The sequence below is a fragment of the Synechococcus sp. C9 genome (assembly GCF_022984075.1).
Classification (GTDB): Bacteria; Cyanobacteriota; Cyanobacteriia; order Gloeomargaritales; family Gloeomargaritaceae; genus Gloeomargarita.
Window position 1 is genome coordinate 2034140 of record NZ_JALAAD010000001.1, and the last position, 20684, is coordinate 2054823.

At 53.9% G+C, this 20684-nt stretch carries 14 protein-coding genes; 8 read left to right on the top strand and 6 right to left on the bottom strand.

Annotation, left to right across the window (positions count from 1 at the left end):
* Positions 1 to 21 precede the first annotated feature (21 nt).
* The gene (locus MLD66_RS09970; protein WP_247217461.1) at positions 22 to 1776 is read left to right on the top strand and encodes an ABC transporter ATP-binding protein; all 1755 of its coding nucleotides are present in this window, start codon (positions 22 to 24) and stop codon (positions 1774 to 1776) included.
* 140 nt (positions 1777 to 1916) lie between these two features.
* Here MLD66_RS09970 and MLD66_RS09975 read toward each other — a convergent pair whose 3' ends face one another.
* The 3 genes from MLD66_RS09975 to MLD66_RS09985 are packed head-to-tail and all read right to left on the bottom strand — an operon-like array spanning position 1917 to position 6616.
* Positions 1917 to 3230: a CO2 hydration protein gene (locus tag MLD66_RS09975; RefSeq protein ID WP_247217463.1), complete on the bottom strand. Its 1314-nt coding sequence runs from the start codon at positions 3228 to 3230 to the stop codon at positions 1917 to 1919.
* Between the two features lie 18 nt (positions 3231 to 3248).
* Positions 3249 to 4742, bottom strand: coding sequence for an NADH-quinone oxidoreductase subunit M (locus tag MLD66_RS09980; protein WP_247217465.1), 1494 nt, complete (start codon positions 4740 to 4742; stop codon positions 3249 to 3251).
* A 26-nt stretch (positions 4743 to 4768) separates the two neighbouring features.
* On the bottom strand, positions 4769 to 6616 hold the full coding sequence (locus tag MLD66_RS09985) for an NAD(P)H-quinone oxidoreductase subunit F (RefSeq protein ID WP_247217467.1): 1848 nt from the start codon (positions 6614 to 6616) through the stop codon (positions 4769 to 4771).
* A 216-nt stretch (positions 6617 to 6832) separates the two neighbouring features.
* Here MLD66_RS09985 and MLD66_RS09990 point away from each other — a divergent pair, with 216 nt between their 5' ends.
* The 4 genes from MLD66_RS09990 to MLD66_RS10005 all read left to right on the top strand — a co-directional run bounded on the left by MLD66_RS09990 (position 6833) and on the right by MLD66_RS10005 (position 11150).
* Complete coding sequence (locus tag MLD66_RS09990) at positions 6833 to 7621, top strand: pentapeptide repeat-containing protein (RefSeq protein ID WP_247217469.1); 789 nt, start codon at positions 6833 to 6835, stop codon at positions 7619 to 7621.
* Positions 7618 to 8415 (top strand): methyltransferase domain-containing protein, encoded by a 798-nt coding sequence (locus MLD66_RS09995; protein WP_247217471.1) that lies wholly within the window; start codon positions 7618 to 7620, stop codon positions 8413 to 8415. The genes MLD66_RS09990 and MLD66_RS09995 overlap by 4 nt, the downstream gene beginning before the upstream one ends.
* A gap of 84 nt (positions 8416 to 8499) precedes the next feature.
* Positions 8500 to 10542: an NAD-binding protein gene (locus MLD66_RS10000; RefSeq protein ID WP_247217472.1), complete on the top strand. Its 2043-nt coding sequence runs from the start codon at positions 8500 to 8502 to the stop codon at positions 10540 to 10542.
* A 125-nt stretch (positions 10543 to 10667) separates the two neighbouring features.
* Positions 10668 to 11150, top strand: a complete 483-nt coding sequence (locus tag MLD66_RS10005; protein ID WP_247217474.1) for a transposase — start codon at positions 10668 to 10670, stop codon at positions 11148 to 11150.
* Positions 11151 to 11435: 285 nt separating this feature from the next.
* Here MLD66_RS10005 and MLD66_RS10010 read toward each other — a convergent pair whose 3' ends face one another.
* Positions 11436 to 13439 carry an ABC transporter ATP-binding protein/permease gene (locus MLD66_RS10010; RefSeq protein ID WP_247217476.1) on the bottom strand — a complete coding sequence of 668 codons (2004 nt, stop codon included), beginning with the start codon at positions 13437 to 13439 and terminating at the stop codon, positions 11436 to 11438.
* Between the two features lie 142 nt (positions 13440 to 13581).
* On the opposite strand from MLD66_RS10010, the gene MLD66_RS10015 reads away from it, so the two are divergent.
* From MLD66_RS10015 to alr, 3 genes are read left to right on the top strand one after another with little or no spacing between them, the layout of a single operon-like run.
* On the top strand, positions 13582 to 15516 hold the full coding sequence (locus tag MLD66_RS10015; protein WP_247217478.1) for a serine/threonine-protein kinase: 1935 nt from the start codon (positions 13582 to 13584) through the stop codon (positions 15514 to 15516).
* The gene (gene cofH / locus MLD66_RS10020; RefSeq protein ID WP_247217479.1) at positions 15513 to 16640 is read left to right on the top strand and encodes a 7,8-didemethyl-8-hydroxy-5-deazariboflavin synthase subunit CofH; all 1128 of its coding nucleotides are present in this window, start codon (positions 15513 to 15515) and stop codon (positions 16638 to 16640) included. Before MLD66_RS10015 ends, cofH begins: the two co-directional genes overlap by 4 nt.
* A gap of 34 nt (positions 16641 to 16674) precedes the next feature.
* Positions 16675 to 17844 (top strand): alanine racemase, encoded by a 1170-nt coding sequence (gene alr / locus MLD66_RS10025; RefSeq protein ID WP_247217481.1) that lies wholly within the window; start codon positions 16675 to 16677, stop codon positions 17842 to 17844.
* 478 nt (positions 17845 to 18322) lie between these two features.
* Here alr and MLD66_RS10030 read toward each other — a convergent pair whose 3' ends face one another.
* Complete coding sequence (locus tag MLD66_RS10030) at positions 18323 to 19597, bottom strand: glycosyltransferase family 4 protein (protein ID WP_247217483.1); 1275 nt, start codon at positions 19595 to 19597, stop codon at positions 18323 to 18325.
* Positions 19598 to 19678: 81 nt separating this feature from the next.
* On the bottom strand, positions 19679 to 20296 hold the full coding sequence (locus MLD66_RS10035) for a methyltransferase domain-containing protein (RefSeq protein ID WP_247217485.1): 618 nt from the start codon (positions 20294 to 20296) through the stop codon (positions 19679 to 19681).
* Positions 20297 to 20684 lie beyond the last annotated feature (388 nt).

The window sequence follows — 20684 nt, forward strand, 5'->3', positions numbered from 1 at the left end:
TGCGGTTGTTACACTGGCAGTATGGCCAAACCCCACCGCGGGCAACTCCGCAAACTGCTCAGCTATGTCCGACCCTACTGGCGGGCTGAACTGGTGGGCATTGGGGCGTTGGTGGTGGTCAATCTCCTGGGGGTGGGGATTCCCCTGGTACTGCGCCGAGCCATTAACCAATTGGAAACCAACCTCCAGCCGGGGGCGATTTTGGGCTATGGGTTTGGCATTATTGGCTTAGCCTCCTTGATGTGGCTGATTCGCATGGTGTCCCGCCTGGTGTTGTTTGGGGTGGGTCGCCAGGTGGAATTTGATTTGAAACAAAAACTCTTTGAGCATTTTCTGCGCTTAGACCAGCATTATTTCAGCCAACATCCGCCGGGGGAATTAATTAGCCGTGCCACCAGCGATGTGGATAATGTGCGCCGGTTGGTGGGGTTTTCGGTGCTGAGTTTGGTGAATACGGTTTTAGCCTATGGGTTCACCCTGCCGGTGATGCTGGGCATTAGTGTGCCCCTGACGTTAGCGGCTCTATCGGTTTATCCATTTTTATTTCTTTTGGTGTATGCCTTTGGGGATACCTTGCGGGCGCAACAGGCGCAGGTGCAGGAACGGTTGGCGGAATTGAGCGACCTGATCCAAGAGGACATGAGCGGCATGGCGTTGATCAAAATCTATGCCCAGGAAGCGGTGGAGCAACGGGGATTTGCCCAGCTCAACCGGGAACTCCTCCAGGATAATCTCGCCCTCGCCCGCACCCGTAGTTTTTTGTTTCCCTTGTTTGGGGGCATTGCCAGTCTGAGCTTTTTGGTACTGCTCTGGCTGGGGAGTCAGGCGATGGAAGCCCAAATCCTGACCCTGGGCGGCTTTGTGGCACTTTTACTCTATGTGGAACGGCTGATCTTTCCCACGGCGTTGCTGGGGTTTACGATTACGGCACTGCAACGGGGCCAGGTGAGTATCGAGCGGGTGGAGGCACTGCTCCGGGAGGTGCCGCAAATCCAAAATGCCCCGACCGCCCAACGCCTATCCCCAGTCCGGGGAGAATTAACCGTCCGGCATCTCACCTATACCTATCCTGGGCAAACCCAGCCCGCCTTGCGGGAGGTGAGTTTCTCCGTATCCCCAGGGGAAACCCTGGTGGTGGTCGGACCCGTGGGGGCGGGGAAAAGCACCCTCATCCAAGCCCTGTGTCGGCTACTGCCCATTGCGCCGGGGCAAGTGTTTCTCGACGGCTACGACATTACCCAGCTTGACCTGAGCGACCTGCGGCGGGGAATTGCCTACGTTCCCCAGGAAAGTTTTTTGTTTAGTGCCCCTCTGGCGGACAACATCCGTTACGGTGAACCGGAGGCGGACATGGGGCGGGTGGAAGGGGCGGCGGTTCAAGCCCAGATTCACGGGGAAATTCTCACCTTTCCGGCGCAGTACGAAACCCTGGTGGGGGAGCGGGGGATCACCCTTTCCGGCGGGCAACGGCAACGCACAGCCTTGGCACGGGGTCTGTTGGTATCCGCACCGGTACTGCTGTTGGACGATGCCCTCGCCAGCGTGGACAGCCAGACTGCCCAGGGAATCATCCAGTCGATTACCGCCCTCGACCGCACCATCATCCTGGCGACCCATCACTTGGGAATTGCCCCTTTAGCCGACCGGGTATTGGTTTTAGCCCAGGGGCGGGTGGTACAACAGGGCACCCATCGGGAACTGGTGCAACAACCGGGTTTGTATCAGGAACTCTGGCAGACCTACCAATTAGAAGAACAACAAAAACCCCTGGCCTAATTCATCCAAATTTCGCCAATAAGACGGGCAAAAAATCAAGACCGCCCCCTGTAGAACAAAGGTTTCTGGGTAATTCAACAAATTCAATTAACCTATTGGAAGTGGGATGTTCACCTACTCCACAGGTTGTTTCCACCCAACTACCGATAATCAGGGGTTTGGATATGGCGAATTCGTGTCGCATCCCGTATCCCATATTCCGGGCGACAAAAGCGATCCAGTTGGGCTTCAAAAAAGCGGCGATTGGCTAATAAATGCCGGGGATTCGGGTCATCCAAAGGATACAACAAAGCCGCCCGCAACGCCTGAAACACCGCCGAGGTCACGCAATACATGGAGCGTTGAAAACTAATCGCCAACTGTATCAACATATCCCCCTCCCCCCGACAATGTTTCCGGTAATAATCCAGCAAATAATCCGGCAAAAAGTGAAACATATCCTGCGCCAGCAACGTAGGGGGAATCCCCGCCGTCCCCACCGGAAACTTGTCCGCATAGAGCACCCCGTAATGGAAATCCTCCTGCTTGTCCGGCACCATCGCCGCTTGAGCATTGTAGGACTTCGTACCCCGGAACGGTGACGTGCGATAAAACACCGCCTCCACATAGGGCAACGCCGCCTCATACAACCACATAAAACCCTTGGATTTCGGGATAACTTCGTAGCATTCCCCCCGGATGTAAACGTGATGGTAAATCGGGCGACCGGCAATCGCAAAAATCCCATTCACAATGAAATTCATGGCATCCTTGACCGTGGCGATCTTCCCTTCCAGATATTGGTCATGGATTTCAAAAAATACCGGTGCCATGATCTCCCAAAACAGCCCCAAATTCGCATAGTAGGAAGCCTGCCGACACTGCTCCAAAAACATCTCCGGGAACAGGCGATACAGCCCCAACATCAGCGGGTTCCCCTGGAAATACGCCCGAATCGCCCGATCCGCATTTTGTTTATATTCCTCACTGTCCAAATAGGGGTCAAACTGACCGCCCATCCCCCGGTGCCAGAGCATCGCCCGCATACATTCTTCCGCAAATTCCATATTGATCCGGTCATGCCACAGGTGATGCAACCAACGGGGCAACGGACGGGTTTCCCCTTGCCGGATGAATTTCAATAACTCAGGATGCGCCGTCGCTTCCCCCCGCCAAATCCGCAAATCCGCATCATCCCCCGCATAGTGATTGTGCCGGTTCAGATATTCCTCAGAAATAAAAAACTTGCGGAACGCCAACGGGTTCAAAAACACCTGCTCGCCAATGTACAACAAATCCCGCCAATAAAAATCCATCGGCACCGCATAGGCATACCAAATCCCCACAATCTGCATCAGATTTTCCGGGGTATCGGGCACCATCGCCCCCCCCGCCTCCAACCGATGCACAATCTCCGCCAACTCATGCTGAGAAGGGGGTAATGTCGTCCGAGGTTCTAAAGTCGCCGTCGTCATGGGGTTCCTCCTAGTTAATTATTCTGGTAATAATTCCGAGATGGGGGGTGCCACCGCCACCGTCGTCAGGGACAAACCCTGAGCCGTCTGTTCACTCCACTGCACCAACCAGTGGGGTTGAATCCCCAGGAATAAAATCAAACCCGCCAGCACCAACGCCGGGATTTTCTCCGCCGCCCACACCGGGGGATAATACGCCGTGCGGTTGTCCAGCTTGCCAAAACAGGTGCGGTTGAGCAAAATCACGAAATACACCGCCGTCAACCCCGTCCCCAACACACACAGCAAGGTGAACAGGGGAAACACCTGGTAACTGCCCTGAAAGACCAGAAATTCCGCCACAAAGCCCGCCATCCCCGGAATCCCCGCACTCGCCATCCCCCCCAACACCAGCAGGGAACTCACCGTCGGCAACCCCCGCAGGGGATTCATCAGCCCATTCAACACATCCAACTCCCGGGTGCCCACCTTCGCCTCGATCACCCCCACCAGATGGAACAAAATCGCCAAAATCAACCCGTGACTCACCATCTGCCCAATCGCCCCCACCAAAGCCAAAGGGGTCGCCGTCGCACATCCCAACATGACATAGCCCATGTGCCCAATCGAACTGTACGCCACCATGCGCTTAATATCCTTTTGGGCAATCGCCGCCAACGCCCCAAACAACACCCCCACCGTGCCCCAGAGCGCCAGCCCCGGCGACCACTGCCACCACAACTCCGGAAACAACTGCACCCCGAACCGCACCAACCCGTAGGTACCCAACTTCGCCAAAATCCCCCCCAACAGAATCGCAATCGGCGGGGACGCCTCCACATAGGCATCCGGCAACCAAGTATGCAGGGGCACCAACGGCGTTTTGATCCCAAACCCCAGCAGTAGGGTCAACAACAGCGTTCCCTGCACCGCCAGCGGCAACCCCGCCACCGTCCCCCGGATATGCTCATACTCAAAATCCGCCTGCCCACTCAGCCAGCCCAGCGCCAGAATTCCCCCCAGCAACAAAATCCCCGACACCGCCGTATAGAGGAGAAATTTCAACGCCGCATACTGTTTGCGCACCCCACCCCAAATCCCAATCAAAAAATAAACAGGAATTAATTCCAATTCATAAAACAGGACAAACAACAGGGCATTCTGCGCCGCAAACGCCCCCGCCAAACCCCCGCTCACCCACAACACCAAACCGTAATACAACCGGGGACGCACCACCCCCACCGGCGTACTATAGACCACAATCCAAGTAATGATACTGTTCAACGCCAACAGGGACACACTCACGCCATCACAGCCCAGGTGATAATTCAGCCCCAAATTTGGCAACCAGGGAGTGAATTCCGGCAACTGCATTCCCGGCACTGCCACATCAAACCGAGCCAACACCACCCCCATCCAAGCCACCATCAACCCCGCCAACACCAGTGCCAAGGTTTTTGCCTGCCGTTCATCCCGCAGGAGAAAGACCGCCAAACCCGCCACAATCGGACCAAAAATCAAAACACTGAGCATGGTTGCGCCTCGCTTCCTTCAGGTAATTAATGCAAAATCGTTGTCACCGCCAATCCCACCACCAGTGCCATGCCCACCAAAATGGTGAACAAATACCACTGAAACTTCCCGGACGTACTATATTTAAGCGTTTCGCCCCCAAACACCGTCGCCACCCCCACCAAATTCACCAACCCATCCACCAAATACCGGTCCAACGCATCCGTAATCCGGGACACCCAATCCACCAACCCCACCACCGTCAGCCGGTAAAGTTTTGGCGTGTAGAGGTCGTAAGCCAACAAATCCTGGAGACTCGCCACCGGCAACCGCACCGGCTTGGGAATCCCCGGACTCAGATACACCAGCGCCGCCAAACTCCCCCCCGACAGGGTACTCAGGGTCAACAACAGTCCCCAATCCTGTTGCCAAGCGGGCAATAACCCCGTCACCGCCAGCAGATGGGGCACGTGTAACACCACCCCCGCCAACACCGTCATCGGCAGGATAAACGGCCAGTGCAGTTCCGGCGACCGTTCACTCATCGGCTGGGGACGATTGCCAAAAATCAAACACACCACCCGCACCAACCCAAAGGTCAACAACCCATTCACCAGCAGCACCACCGCCACCAGCCCCGGCGATTGCTCCGCCAAATCCGTCACCAACTGCAACCAACTCCAGAACCCTCCCAAGGGCGGGACTGCCACCACCCCAGCGATCCCCACCAACCAGCACAGCAAAGTCACGGGTCGCCGTGCCGCCAATCCCCCCAACCGCCGCACATCCTGGGTAATACTGTTCCAAACCACATTCCCCGCCGCCATCACCGGCAGTCCCATTGCCACCCCATAGGTCAACATCATCAGCAGTGCCGTTTCCGGGTGTCCCGTCCCCACCGCCACCAACACCAAACCCAGATAGGCACTCACCGGATAGGACAACGTGCGCTTCACACAAGTCTGGGCAATGGCAATCAACGCCGCCCCCAAGGCCGTCGCCACCCCTATCCCCACCGTCACCCCCATCACCCCCGGCGAAAGAGCCAAAATCGGGGTCAATTTCACCAGCACCCAACTCCCCGTCGCCACCACCACCGCATTCCGCAAAATCGTCGCCGGTAGGGGCCCCTCCATCGCCTCATCCAACCACAGATGAAACGGAAACTGGGCACATTTCCCCAACGGCCCCGCCAGCAGGGCCAGCCCCAACCAAAAAAACACCTGCGGATGCGCCTCGGCATAGGCCACCGTCTCCGGCTGCGTCGCCCATTGCGCCAACTCCGTAAAATTCCAGGTGTGGGACAAAGGCCACAACGCCAACACCCCCATCAACAAAAACAAATCCCCCACCCGTTTGGTCAAAAACGCATCCCGTGCCCCCGTCACCACCAACGGCTGATTCAGCCAAAACCCCACCAATAGATAGGTGCCCAGGGTCAACAATTCCAAAATCATGTAGCTAAAAAACAGGGAATCGCAGAGGACTAGGGCAGACATCCCCGCCTCAAAAAACGCCAACAGGGAGAAAAACCGCGCCCAGCCCCAATCCATTTCCAAATAGCCAAACGCATACACCTGCGCCAAAAAATTCACCCCAAAAATCACCACCATCGCCGCCAAGGACACCGGCGACACCACCAACGGCAACGACAAATCCAGCCCCGCCACCTGCAACCACGGCACGGTATAACTCAGAGGTTCCCGCCCCCCCATGGCGACCAACGCCAACACCGTATGCCCCAAACTCAGTAAGGTCATCAGCGTATTCACATAACCCGCCGGACGAGGACCCGTGCGCCGAATGATCCCCGGAAACCAAAGTGCCGCCACCACCGTCCCTACCAACGGATACACAGGCACCAGCCAGACCGACTCCAAAAACCAGGACACCATGACGACCTCAGATGAACACAACAGGGATCACGCAAAAGGGTAAATAAAACCAGAGTAGTACAGCCATTTGCCCACCCTGCTTTTACCATAACGACCCTTGCTCAGAAAAGGAAGGGAATCACCCCTCAAAATATGTAATCAATGCTGTTAATTTTTCTTATCAATTCTTAACTCCGCCCTACCGTCTAAACTAGAAACCAGTGAACCCCGCCCCCTATGGAACCCAGTTCCCATCGCATTCCTGAACATTTAGCCACTGCCGTCTTCACCCGGGCGGCACGTTTGCACCTGCAATCCCAGGGACGATTGGACAGCTACTCCCTCACGGAATTGCTCGAAGCCGGTCAGGCGGCGAATATCCCCCCGGAATTTATCCACCAAGCCCTGCACGAACTCCATCAACCCCAACCCAACCGCTGGCGACCCCTGGCATTGGCTTTGATCGCCATAACCTTGGGTTTCGGCACCTGGCATTACCTTGCCCGCCCGCTATCCCAGCAAGATTTAGCAACCCGCCTGCGCCAAAAAAACTGCAATCAATGTACCTTAAATGGCGTTGATTTACGGGGCAAGAATTTAAGTTCTTTCAATTTAGAAGGGGCGAATTTGCGAGGAGCCAATTTAACGGGTGCTAACCTCAGCAATGCCAATTTGCAGGGTGCTGATTTGAGTGGAGCGATCCTGGAGGATACCAATTTAGCAAATGCCAATTTAAGCGGGGCAAATTTAAGCGGGGCAAAAATCAATCGAGCCAATTTAATCGCCGCCAATTTACAAGGGGTACTCGCCAATGGCACGGAAATCCAATCCGCCAATTTAACCGGTGCCGACCTCAAAGCTACCCGATTACAAGGTAGTAATTTCACTGGTGCAGATTTGACAAAAACCACTTTTCAAGGTGCGGATTTAGCGCAAGTAAACATGAGCGGTACTGTCCTCAAAAATACGGATTTTACCCAAGCAAAAAATCTGGAAACCGTTGATTTTTCCGGGGCAAAACAATGACAGAAACAACTAAAAAGTCTTTTAGCAAAATTCGGGATGATTACGCTTTTTTTGAAAACCATACCACAGAATTTGACCAGGATTTATACCATTATCAACAAACCCTTGCCAAATTTACTCCCCCTGCGAAACCCCTCAAATTTTTAGACTTTGGCTGTGGCACCGGCGTATTTACCTCCCGATTTATCAAACTATTTCATTTGTTTCATCCCCCGGTTGAAGAATTAGAAATTACCCTGATTGAACCCGATGAATCCTATCGCCACAATGCCGTTCATCTGCTCAGTCAATATGCCCATTCTCCCATCCAAAGTTTTCCCTATCTCCCCCCCGATATTAGCGACCAATTTCATCTGATTCTCAGCAATCATGTTTTGTACTATGTACCCAATTTACGAGCCACAATTACCTGGCTACTCCAACGACGACATCCCCAGGGCATGATGTTAGTGACAATGGCAGGTAAAGATAATATCATTAGTCAGTTTTGGCGTTCTTGTTTTGATTTTTTAGGGCAAGCAATTCCCTACCATTTGGCAGAAGATTTAATCCCCATCATTCATAATTTATACCCTAGTTACCAACGGCGAACCGTGACCTATACCCTACGGTTTCCTGACACTTTGGATAATCGCTGGAAACTCCTGCGATTCATGCTGGGTGAGCATTTAGCCCAACTTCAGGCATACGATTTACCCAGTTTATTTGACCCCTATGCTTCCCAGGGACAGGTGGACATCACCACCTCCCATTACCAATTTATTTTTGCCCCCGCTGATGGGTACCGTTCCTAATCGTTTACCCAATTCCTTCCCGAATCTTCCCTTGGGGGCTAAACTAGAGGCAGTTCCTGTCACGCCTGTTCCCCTCACCCGGTTATGACCGTTTCCCGGATCACTTTTGCGCCGGAAAATACGGCGGTTCCCGATGCTTGTATCATCTGTGGCTTAGGGAGTTTGGGGCAATATTGTGTCGTTAACCTGAAAAATTTTGGTATCCGGGTGACGGGCATTGACCTGAATCGCCCCAAGCATTGGGAGGTGGGTCAGTTGGATACCCTGCTCGATGAATTGATTGAGGATGATGCCCGCAAGACGGAGGTTTTGGAACAGGCAGGGGTGACGCACGCTCGGGCGGTGTTGGCGGTGACGGAAAATGAACGGGTGAATATCCAAATTGCGTTTGCGGCTCGGTTGTTGAACCCGAAGGTACGGTTGGTGGTGCGTTCGGCGAAGCAAAATCTAACGGAATTATTGGGTCAAGAATTGCATAATTTTGTCGCCTATGAACCGACCCAACTTTCAGCGGTGCCCTTTACGTTAGCGGCATTGGGGGAGGAAATTATTGGGTTTTTTCGGGTGGAAGAACAGCTATTTCAGGTGCATCGGCGGGTGATTTCCCCGCAGGACCCCTGGGCAAATTCCCGGCGTTTGTATGAACTTTACAGCCGCAGTCGCAAGGTGTTGGCGTACCAATCCACGACCCGCCCCCCTTTGTCCGAGGAATTGTACCTGTTTCGCTGGGACCCGGAAATCCTCGCCTATCCGGGGGATACCCTGGTGACGGTGGAATTGCAGTCTTCCAGTAGTTTTAGTCCAGTGGTCACGGCGGCTCCAACCACGCCCAAACGACAGGGTTGGGACTGGCAAAAGTGGCTCCGCTGGGGGCATTGGCGGGAACGGATCAGCACTTGGTGGGAAAAGGGGGGAACCCATCGGGTAGCGTTGGTGGTGGCGGGGCTGATGCTGTTTCTGCTCCTGACCGGCACCCTGCTGTACGACCTGTATTACCCGGAGTTGAATTTCCCGGACACATTTTACACGACGATGATCCTGCTTTTGGGCGGGTATGGGGATGTGTTTGGCGGGTTACAGCGGTTTGAATTGCCCGTGCCCTGGTGGTTGCGGCTGTTGAGCCTGGGGTTGACCCTGACGGGGATCGCCTTTACTGGGGTGATTTACGCCCTACTGACGGAAAAATTACTCGCTACCCAATTCCAATTTTTGCAACGCCGTCCGCCGGTGCCCGCCCAAGGTCATGTGGTGATGGTCGGTCTCGGGCGAGTGGGTCGTCAAGTTGCCAATTTATTGCAAGAATTTCGCCAACCCCTAACGGTGATCACCTCAATGGAAGTGGGCAGTGAAGTATTGCCCCAGGTGCCCATTTTTAGCGGTGCTACGGCAACCCTCTTGCCCAAGGTGAATCTGAACACCGCCAAAAGCATCGTCACGGTTACCGATGATGAGTTGGAAAACCTGGAAATTGCCCTGATGACCCGGGGCATCAATCCCCAAAGCCAGGTGGTGATTCGTACCTTTGACCCTACCTTTAGCGAAAATGTGCGCCGGTTGTTCCCCTTTGCCCAAGTCCTATGTGCTAATGAAATTGCCGCCGAAGCCTTTGCCGCCGCCGCCTTTGGGGAAAATATCCTGGGTTTGTTTCGGCTAGAGGGGCGTACCATCCTGGTGGTGGAATACGAAATTGAGGCGGGGGACACCCTCAACGGGCTGATTTTGGCGCAGGTGAGCTACGGCTACGGGGTCGTGCCGGTGTACTACCATTCCGCCGCCGAGCAAGAGCGTAAAACCATGCCCTCGGACGATTTACGCCTGCATCCGGGGGATAAACTGGTGGTGCTGGCGACGAGTCGGGGGTTGCAACGGGTGGAACTGGGGGAACGGTTACCGCCCCGCTACCAGGTACAGGTGCAAAAAGCTCTCAACAAGGATGCTATTTTTTACGGCGGGAATGTGATTGCCCAGGTGACGGGGTTTGACCTAAAACTCTGCCGCCAGCTCATGGAGCGATTGCCCAACACCCTGCCGGAACCCATCTATCGGCATCAGGCGCAACGGTTGGTGCGGGAATTAGCCAAAGCCCAAGTGACCAGCCGTTTGATTCCACCCAGCCGGGGTTCGTGACCATCATGGAGTCATTATTAGAATTGGCTCTCCTGAGTTTATGGTGTAAATTGTACACAGTAATATAGCAATCCTACTTGATTAGTGAACAGAGATTTCCCAGAACCATACACCGCAGGTGCTTCTTGGACGGGGGCGTTGCCCCTGCGACCCCTGTTCCATTCTCATTTAGGACTGCTATAGATCAGATTCGTAGACAGGTCAGGATAACAGCCAAAGGGGTCAGATTTATACTACTCAAGAATCGAGCAGACTTGAGCGAACAAGAAGCAGTTAAATTGACTGCAATACTTGCTCATTCAAAACGCTTAAGCATCGCTTATCACTTGAAAGAAGAGTTCAGGAATATCTATGAGTTAAGTGCAACGGTTGAAGAGGGTAAAGAAAAGTTCAAACAATGGCTCCTAAAAGCCCAATCTATTTATGGAAAAGTTGTCCAAACAATCCGTACTCATCTCTTAGAAATTTGCAATTATTTTATTAATAGAACCACGAGTGGTGTTATGGCAGGAATTAATAATCGAATTAAGTTAATTAAGAGGCAAGCCTATGGCTTTTTACGTTTTGATAATTTCCGGGCGAGAACTTTGGCTGGATTCTCTGATTAGAGAAACTTATCACCTCAAGGACAGGAGAGCCGGGCTTAGTGATCCTCAAACTCTATGCTTTACCTTCCCTATATCGGCAAGGACAATTTGACCGAGCCAGTCTTTACGAAACTGATATTTTACAGCTCGTTTACCATCACCAGGTCAGTTTAGAGAGAGCCATTATACAAGTTGAGCCTCATCTCATTTCTAGTGATTGTGCAGAAATCCGCAATATCGCTCAAGAAATTCAACAGAAAATGATTAGGATGGGTTCCCGTTTTCAGTCTGAACCAGAAATGTAGCTCACCCCACCATCTGCGCCAATTTAGCCCGATACTCCGCCACCGTCAAGAGTTGCCATCCCCCCCCGCCGGTGAGTTCCAAGACCTTTTGATGATAATCCACCAAGGTCGGTCGGTGCCCCACGCTTAAATAGACCACCGCCGTATGTTGCAATTCCTGATACAAATGCCGTTCATTGGTCACATCCAAAGCACTGGTCGCCTCATCTAAAATGGCGTAACGGGGTTGGGTTAAAAAGATGCGGGCAAATGCCAACCGTTGCTGTTCCCCCAGGGATAAAACCATAGACCAATCCAGAATTTCATCCCAATTAAAACGGTCTGTTAAATAGGCTAAATTCACCCGCTCTAATACCTTTGCCAGTTGCTCATTGCTAATGGTTTCATCATTTTTGGGATAAAGTAATTGCTCCCGTAATGTTCCCAATAACATATAGGGTCGCTGGGGCAGAAAGAGCATTTCGCTAATATCCGGGCGGACAACAATACCACTACCATTTGTCCACAAACCTGCCACCGCCCGCAGAATCGAACTTTTGCCTGCCCCACTCGCCCCCACAATCAACAACCGTTCATCCGGGGCTAAATTCACCGTCAAATCCCGCACCAACTCCTGCTCCGAATTAGGCGTGAATAACGTCATTCTTTGGATGCTCAATTGCTGGGCAGTTTGGATTTGAATTTGCTGTTCCGGGTGCTTTACTGGTAAGCCCTGTCGGGACAACACTTCCTCAAACGCCCCCAAGCGATTCACCCCAGCGGCAAAACTGGAAATTTGTTGAATCTGATTGGTCACCAACGACAATGCCCCCAACACCTGACTAAAGGCAATATACGCCTGGGTGATTGTCCCCAAATCCGTCTGCCCCGAAAAATACAAAGGAGCCACAATCACATAGGGAACCACCCGGGTAAAATAGTTATATCCATACTGAAATAAATCAATCAACGCCTGCCAAATAATCAACAGATTAAAGTTGTCAACAACCCGACCAAAACGGCGACCGACCTGCCGCAATTCCTGGGGTTCTCCCCGATAAAAAGCGATGGATTCCGCATTATCTCGCACATGCACGAGACCATAACGAAAATCAGCTTCCAACCGTAATTGGTCGTAATTAATTTTGATCAAGCGGCGACCCGCCACCAGGGCAATCACCGTACCCAAGGTGGCATACACCAACAGCCCATAGGTCAAAGGTTTAGAAATCGTATAGAGAATGGCTGTAAATGAAATCAGCGTTAATATTGTATCCAAAACATCCAACAAAAATGATAACGTCACCGAAGTAAACGAACGAATATCCTCGGTAATCCGTTGGTCAGGATTGTCAATTTCCGTATGGGAAGAATTGGAATCTAATTCATAATAAGAACGATCCTTAAAGTAGTCATTCAAAAAACTCTTGGTCAACCATTCTCGCCAGTAAAGCCCCAGCTTCAAACGGGTAAAACGATAGCCTACTAGAATGGGAATTGCGGCAATAATCAAGCCCCCATAGAGGGTTAAATTCAGCCAAAATGTGGGCTGGTCTTTTTGCCCCAAAGCCGTATCAATAAACCGGAAAATATAACTCAAGGAGACGTTGGCACCATTGACCGCAAAGGAGAGAAATAAAAGCAATCCCAGCAAACTCCATTGTTTCCAACGGGGTGCCACCGCCCGCCGGGTCAGCCCAAACGCCAGGGCACTTAGAACCAATCCTCCCACTGCCCAAAAAATTGCCGGTGAAGCGACTAAGGCTTTGACCTGTTTCACCAAACCACCAGCATATTTATTCACAAAATTAGGTGCCAAGGATTCCCCCAACAGGGTACCCCCCACCACCACAAAAAAGGCAACGCACACCACCGCCACCAATAACACCACAAGCAGGGCAGTAAACACCCAAAAATTCAACCGATTTTCCTGGGGATAAAAATAGGGTTGGGCAATCTTGGTAAACCGGCGCCATAACTGGCGGTCAAAGTTAAATTGGGGCGTTGCAGGTACACCACTGGTCACGGCAATTGATCCACACCAACGAAAGGAATCCCGTTGAGTATAGCGTAAAATAAGGTATCTCCAAACTGCCTGGGCGTTTAGAAGCCACCCTATCTTTGGTTAACATAAGGTAAAATCACCCCCAGCCTGACCCTCGCCGACCATGAGCTATTGCCTCAACCCCGACTGCCCCCGACCTGGGCAAAATCCCCCAGAGGCTTTGGCTTGTCAAGCCTGTGGCAGTGGTTTAGTATTACAAAATCGGTACAGACCCCTGCGACCTTTGGGACAGGGGGGCTTTGGGCGCACCTTTTTGGCGGTGGATGAGGACAAACCCTCCAAACCCAAGTGCGTGGTCAAGCAGTTTTTGCCGATGGAAATGGATGCCCAGTCCTATGCCAAGGCTTCGGAACTCTTCCAGCGGGAGGCACTGCGGTTGGATGAACTGGGGCACCATGAGCAAATTCCCAAGCTGTATGCCTACTTTGAGCAGGAACAACGGCAGTACATTATCCAGGAATTTATTGATGGGAACAATTTGGCGCGGGAGTTGCAACTGTACGGTCCATACAACGAGGCGAAGGCACTGCAATTGCTCCGGGATTTGGTGCCGGTTTTGGAATTTGTGCACAACCATCATGTGATCCACCGGGATGTGAAACCGGAAAATGTGATCCGCAGTGGGGTGAATGGCAAGCTCTATTTGGTGGACTTTGGGGCGGCTAAGTTTGCCCCGAGTACCTCCATGTCCAATTTACGCACGATTATCAGCAGTGCCGGGTTTACCGCCCCGGAACAGATGGTGGGCAAGGCGGAATTTGTCAGTGATTTGTACAGCTTGGGGGTGACCTGTGTGCATCTGATGACCGGTCGTCCGCCCCTGGAACTTTACGATATGTCCCAGGATGGCTGGGTCTGGCAGGACTACGTGGCAGAGCCGGTGAGTCCAGGGTTGGCGCAGATTTTGAACCGCTTGTTGGAACGGGCGACCCGCAAACGCTACCAATCGGCAACCGAGGTGCGCCAGGATTTGGAAGCCCTCAACCAGGGCAGTCGCCTGGGAACCCCTTCCCGATTACAGCCAGCGAGCGCACCGACTCCTTCTAAGTTGGTTTTGAATTTTCCCCAACGGCAAAAAAATACCACTGCCAGCCAAGTCAGAACGCCCACCTGGGAATGTGTGTGTACCCTGGGACCCTACAGCAACTGGATTACGGCGGTGGCGAGTGTGGAAGCCTTGGGCGGGGGAACTCTGATTGCGGCGGCGGGAAAAGATGGGATTTTGCGGGTCTGGCAGTTGAGCGGGCAGGAGCATTTGACCGTCACCACCCTCTGGTCCCACACCTACACGGCACCGATCATGGCGTTGCAATTCACCCCGGATGGGCAGTCCGTGGTCGCTGGGTGTGAAGACCGCACCCTGCGGCTCTGGGATGTGAGCAAAGGAAAAATTACCCAAACCCTGGGGGGGATGTTTGCCAAACACAGCAGTCCCATCTGTGCGATTGCCGTCAGCCCCAACGGGCGGTTGGTGGCGAGTGGGAGCGAGGATAAAACCATTCGGATTTGGGAATTGGGGAGCGGCAAATGTCTGTGTACCCTCACCGGGCATAGCAGTCATGTGCGGGGGTTGAGTTTTACCCCGGATGGGTTTTTGTTGGTCAGTGGCGGCTGGGACAATACCTTGGTGATTTGGGAAGCGGGGAATGGGCGTTCCCTGCGGACGATTGCCGAGCCGTTTCGGTTTGGGGACAATGGCTTCAATGCGGTGGTGGTCAGCCCCGATAGCCAGTGGATCGCCACCGGCAATGAAAACCGCTTGATTCACCTGTGGGATTTTAACAAAGGGGAGCGGGTGCATTCCTTCCCGGAGCAAAAAACCGCCGTGAGTGCCCTCGCCTTTGCGCCCCGGGGCAACATTTTGGTCAGCGGCAACCAGGATGGTTTGATCCAGACCTGGGATATGGTACTGCGCCAACAGCGGGATACCCTCAAGGGGCACAGCAAGCAGGTCACCAGTTTAGCCTTCACCCCCGATGGCAACTTTCTCATTTCTGGGAGCCGGGACAATTCGATTCGGATTTGGCGACACCCATGATCCTGGGAATTTTAGACCGTGCCGTTGCGGGAAACAGCATCACCCCGGCGGAAGGGTACCTGCTTTTAACCGAACCCTACCCACAGGCATGGCTCCAGCAGGCTGCCGATGAACTGCGCCGCACCTTGGTGGGGGAGCCGGTCAGCTATGTGGTCAACCGGAATGTGAATTTCACCAATATCTGTGAACAACACTGCGGGTTCTGTGCCTTTCGCCGGGATGGGGGGCAACCGGGGAGTTTTTGGTTGACGATGGCACAGGTGACGGCTAAAGTCCGGGAGGCGGTGACCCAAGGGGCAACGGAAATCTGCCTGCAAGGGGGACTTAATCCCCACGCCCAACGCCAGGGCAGTACCCTTGCCTACTATCGGGAGTTGGTGACGGCGATCAAAACCACCGCCCCTGGGATCCATCTCCACGCCTTTTCCCCCCAGGAAATCCAATTCATCAGCCGCCAGGATGGGATCAGTATTGCTCATGTACTTAAATCACTCCAGGAGGCGGGGGTGGACTCCCTACCCGGTACGGCGGCGGAAGTGCTGGACGACCGGGTACGGCGGGTGATTTGCCCGGAAAAAATTGACACCGCCACCTGGCTGGGGATTGTCACCCAAGCCCACCAGATGGGAATTCCCACCACCAGTACCATGCTCTGCGGTCATGTGGAAACCCCTGCCCAGCAAATTCAGCACTTGCACCACCTGCGGGAACTGCAACAACGCACGGGTGGGTTGACCGAATTTATCCTGCTCCCGTTTGTGGGGGCACAGGCACCAGCGATGCTCCGGCGACGGGTGGGGCGACTGCAACCGGACATGACAGCCACCTTGCGGTTAACGGCGGTGGCACGGCTCTTTTTGGGGCGGTGGGTCAAGCATCATCAGCCCAGTTGGGTGAAATTGGGGCTAGGGGGGGCGGTGCAGGCTTTACAATGGGGTTGTGATGACATTGGCGGTACATTGATGGAAGAGCATATTACCACGATGGCGGGGGCACAAGGGGGCACAAGCAAAACGGTTGCGGAACTCCAGGCGGCGATTGCCAGTATTGGTCGTCCCCATTGGCAACGCACCACCCTGTACCAGCCTTGTCAGCCGGCGCCAGAACTGGTAACGTATGGCTAATGTGTGAGCGAATGAACGGATGTCTGGGGAATGCTTGCCTGATCCGCAGGCGAGGGCTTGGGTAGAGATTGACCCGGTGGCGTTGGCGCAAAATACCAGGGCAATTCGCAGTTATTTAGGGGCGCAGACCGAGTTACTGGCGGTGATCAAAGCCGATGCCTACGGGCACGGGGCGGTGGCAGTGGCGGAGGTGGTTTTGGCGCAGGGGGCGACCTGGTTGGGGGTGGCGACCCTGGGGGAGGCGATTCAACTGCGGCGGGCGGGGATTGGGGCACCGATTTTGCTCCTGGGGGGGGTGGACACGGCGCAACAGGTGCAGGCGTTGCTCTACTGGCGGGTGGAACCGACCCTGGCGACCTGGGAACACCTGCGGCTATTTACCCAAGTGGCGCAAACGGCAGGCACGATTTTGCCGGTGCATCTGGATGTGGATACGGGGATGTCCCGGTTTGGGGTACCTTGGCATGAAGCGATACCGCTGATCCAAGCCGTGTGGCATAGCCCTGGCGTGCGTTTAGCGAGTCTTTATTCCCATTTGGCGACGGCGGATGACCCCGACCCCCAGGGGGTGTATTTACAACAGCAACGGTTTCGCCAGGTACTCCAGGAGGTGCAACGGCTGGGCATTCCCTGTCCCAAAGTGCATCTTGCCAATTCCGCCGGAATGCTTTTGGATAGACATCTGCATTACGATATGGTGCGGGTGGGCTTGGCTCTGTACGGGTATGCACCAGCGCCACACCTGGAGGGGATTCTGCCTCTGCACCCGGTGATGGGGGTACGGGCACGGATTACCCAAATCAAGGAAATTGCGCCGGGGACGGGGGTGAGCTATGGGCATCGGTTTGTGGCGACGCAACCCATGCGTTTGGCGACGGTGGGCATCGGTTATGCGGACGGGGTGCCCCGGGGGTTATCCAATCGGATGACGGCTTTGGTGAGGGGGCGTCGGGTGCGGCAAGTGGGCATGATCACGATGGATCAACTGATGTTGGATGTGACGGCGGTGCCAGAGGTGCAGGTGGGGCAAATCGTCACCCTAATTGGGCGGGAGGGCAATCACCAAATCACGGCGCAGGATTGGGCAAACGATTTAGACACTATCACCTGGGAAATTTTGTGTGGCTTTAAGCACCGTTTACCCCGGATATTGAGTGCATCCCCAGTCCCGGTCAGTCTTGGGGCAATTGCATCGGAATCGTGAGCGAAAATTTTGTGCTTATAGCAATTTCAAACAGGTTTGCGACATTCGCTTTTACTTAAAAAAACCTTTCTCAGAAGGGGATAAAGGGATTACAAATGCTCATAGCGTAGCGTGGTGAAGCCATCAAAGTATTGCACTTGCTTCTGAAATTATCCCTAATGGTGACTAAATTGTTAGCAAAACTGAGATGACCTATGTGGAAAGGTATAGCTAAGCATACAAAGGTTGACATGATATGGGTCGCTGGGCGTAGCCCCACATTGGTTCCCCAGAATCTTAAGGCGACAACCTTAACCTACCTAGCTATAGAATACCAGGCTAAGTCCTTATCCTGCTACTTTTTATCGTAAGATTTTTTGTAGTTTTATCAGGGCACTTCTATAAATTCAAAGTTAGCGGTCGCAAGCGCCCTTGGTTCTGGGTAATAGGGGCATTCCCACGATGGGATTGATGATTGGTTCAAATAAAGCAGTACCGTCTATGCTTTGACACTCTTTACCAGTCCTTCCACCCACGCCAGTTGCTTGGGCAGGCACACGGTTTTGAGGTCATAGTTCGCCTGAGCAAAGGCTCGTGCGTTCACCCCCAACCGTTGTCGTTCCGCCGGGTCGCCGAGGAGGGTGCAGACCTCATTGGCTAGCCCAGCCACATCGAAGAAATCAACCAGCCGCCCCGTTTCCCCGTGATGGATGGCTTCGTGGAGGGGTGGGGTGTCACTGGCAACGATGGCACAGCCCGCACTCATGGCTTCCAGCAGGCTCCAACTCAAGACAAATGGATAGGTGAGATAGACGTGCACGGTGGAAAGTTGCAAAAGCGGTATGAAGTACTTATAGGGCACTTTACCTAGAAAATGTACCCGTGCCCAATCAGCCGCTGGGATTTGCGGTTGGACTTCATCGCAAAAAATCTGCCGCCAGGGGCGTTGCCCGTAGCGTTGGGGGTCAGGGGGGGCACCATAGCTCACTTCACTGCCGCCCACGATCAGCACCCGGGCGTTGGGGCGACGGCGGAGGATTTCTGGCAATGCCCGCATAAAGATGTGGTAACCCCGGTAAGGCTCCAGGTTGCGGTTGACGAAGGTGATCACCTCATCCTGGCGGGTGAGCGTGAACTGCTGATTGCCCTGGGTGGAAAGGGTGAGGGAGACCTGCGGGTTAGGGGCAACCGCTTCGGTGTCAATGCCGTCGTGGACTACGGTGATCCTCGAGCGAAAGGGTTCAGGAAACGTGCTGGCCTGCCAGTGGGTAGGGGAGATGCCTGCATCAGCAATCTCGAAGTGCAACAGGTTGTTCAGGTTTTTCAGGTGTACCCGACAGGCATCGCCGACGTCATAGTTGCTAAACTCCGGGTCAAAGCCCGCATCGGCTCCCTGCACGTGGTAGAAGAACTCGCAGTAGATGCCGAGTTTTGCCTGTGGCCACACCTCTTTGATAAACAGGCTCTCCCCCCAGCCAGGGTGGGCAATCACCGCATCAGGCACAAAGCCCTGGGCTTTTAGTTTCAGGGCGGCACGAAAACAGGCTTCCCCACGGATCACCTTGGTTTCAAAGTCACTCACCCAGGGGTGTACGCCGGGGGTAGTACCACGGTTTACCCCATAGGGAACGAGCTTGACCCCTTGCCACTGCTCAACCGCCACCTTCTGCATGGTCATGCCCACCACCGTATGCCCCTGGGCGGCCACCGCCGGTGCCAGAAATTTGAACTGGCCCGGGAAGTTTTGGTGGACAAAAAGCAGGTTCATGTGCATCCGTTCACAATACCCCCATTTTCACCCGTCGTACCCGCTGTCGTAGTCCGAATGCCGTTATTTCTCCAGTGCGAGCAGGCATCATGGACGAGCACCCGCCAGGGGCAGATGTTGAACCGCCAGCGCCCGCAGTGCCGTCTCCTCCATCGGGCTTTTGGTCGCCAGCGCCCAGAGGTCGTAGGAGGGGTGACCACGGCGGGTGGCCGCCACCTGAGCAAAACCGGCGGCGTACAGCGTGCCCGTGAGGACTTTTTGGGTGAACCCACAGCGGTGCGCCATATAGAGGTTGCCACGAGCTAACGCCGGACGGTAACCGTAGAGGATGTCCAGCGGCGCAATGGGGCCAACCGGGGCGGTGTAGGCTGGCTCGGTCAGCTTGTCTGCGGCCACCAGAGCACAGACACTCTGCAAATCGGGGCAGGTGATCACCGCAAAACCCTGGGGATTCAGGACACGCAGAAATTCTTTGAGTGCCACCGGTACCTCGTGCGGGTAGAGGTGCTCGATGTTGTGGCTAGAGAAAATTGAATCCACCGATTCGCTGGCCACCGCACTCATGTCGGTCATGGTGCCAACAATATCGGGTGATACCGCCGGGTCAATATCCAGCCGTAACTCATGCCACTCTGGCGTGTTGAAGCCCCGAGTTGTCTGGTTTTTCCGTTTGGAGCCGCAGCCCACGTGTAACAAAATAGGCACTGTTTCATCCACACGATAAGGTCGAAATTGTCCCAGGTTGGGTCTGGATGGGTAGCACATCTCGCCTGAGCATGACCTACCCGGATAATTTTTAGTCAGTCGGCAAAATCATATCATACTGACACCGCCCATCTCAAAAAATGATCTAAAAATCCCGCTATCTCTAGCGTTATAGGGGAATTGCCGGTACACTAAAAAGGTACTTTTGCTTAAATCACCCATGTCTCGCCAACCAACCGTGCTTTGGGCAGTGTAAATATGGTTCATTGTGCAAAATTTTCGGCAGGGCGGCACAAAAAATAAATATGGATAGATTCCTATCCCAAGTTTTTTTTCGCCATCACCCCATGCCGCTGTTTGATGAGCGTTTTCCTCAAAAAAAAATTAC

Excerpts from the sequence above, each read along its gene's own strand:
- MLD66_RS09975 (WP_247217463.1), bottom strand. The coding sequence starts at position 3,230 with ATGACGACGGCGACTTTAGAACCTCGGACGACATTACCCCCTTCTCAG.
- MLD66_RS09980 (WP_247217465.1), bottom strand. The coding sequence starts at position 4,742 with ATGCTCAGTGTTTTGATTTTTGGTCCGATTGTGGCGGGTTTGGCGGTC.
- cofH (WP_247217479.1), top strand. The coding sequence starts at position 15,513 with ATGATCCTGGGAATTTTAGACCGTGCCGTTGCGGGAAACAGCATCACC.
- MLD66_RS09985 (WP_247217467.1), bottom strand. The coding sequence starts at position 6,616 with ATGGTGTCCTGGTTTTTGGAGTCGGTCTGGCTGGTGCCTGTGTATCCG.
- MLD66_RS09970 (WP_247217461.1), top strand. The coding sequence starts at position 22 with ATGGCCAAACCCCACCGCGGGCAACTCCGCAAACTGCTCAGCTATGTC.
- MLD66_RS09990 (WP_247217469.1), top strand. The coding sequence starts at position 6,833 with ATGGAACCCAGTTCCCATCGCATTCCTGAACATTTAGCCACTGCCGTC.
- MLD66_RS10000 (WP_247217472.1), top strand. The coding sequence starts at position 8,500 with ATGACCGTTTCCCGGATCACTTTTGCGCCGGAAAATACGGCGGTTCCC.
- MLD66_RS10030 (WP_247217483.1), bottom strand. The coding sequence starts at position 19,597 with ATGCACATGAACCTGCTTTTTGTCCACCAAAACTTCCCGGGCCAGTTC.
- MLD66_RS09995 (WP_247217471.1), top strand. The coding sequence starts at position 7,618 with ATGACAGAAACAACTAAAAAGTCTTTTAGCAAAATTCGGGATGATTAC.
- MLD66_RS10015 (WP_247217478.1), top strand. The coding sequence starts at position 13,582 with ATGAGCTATTGCCTCAACCCCGACTGCCCCCGACCTGGGCAAAATCCC.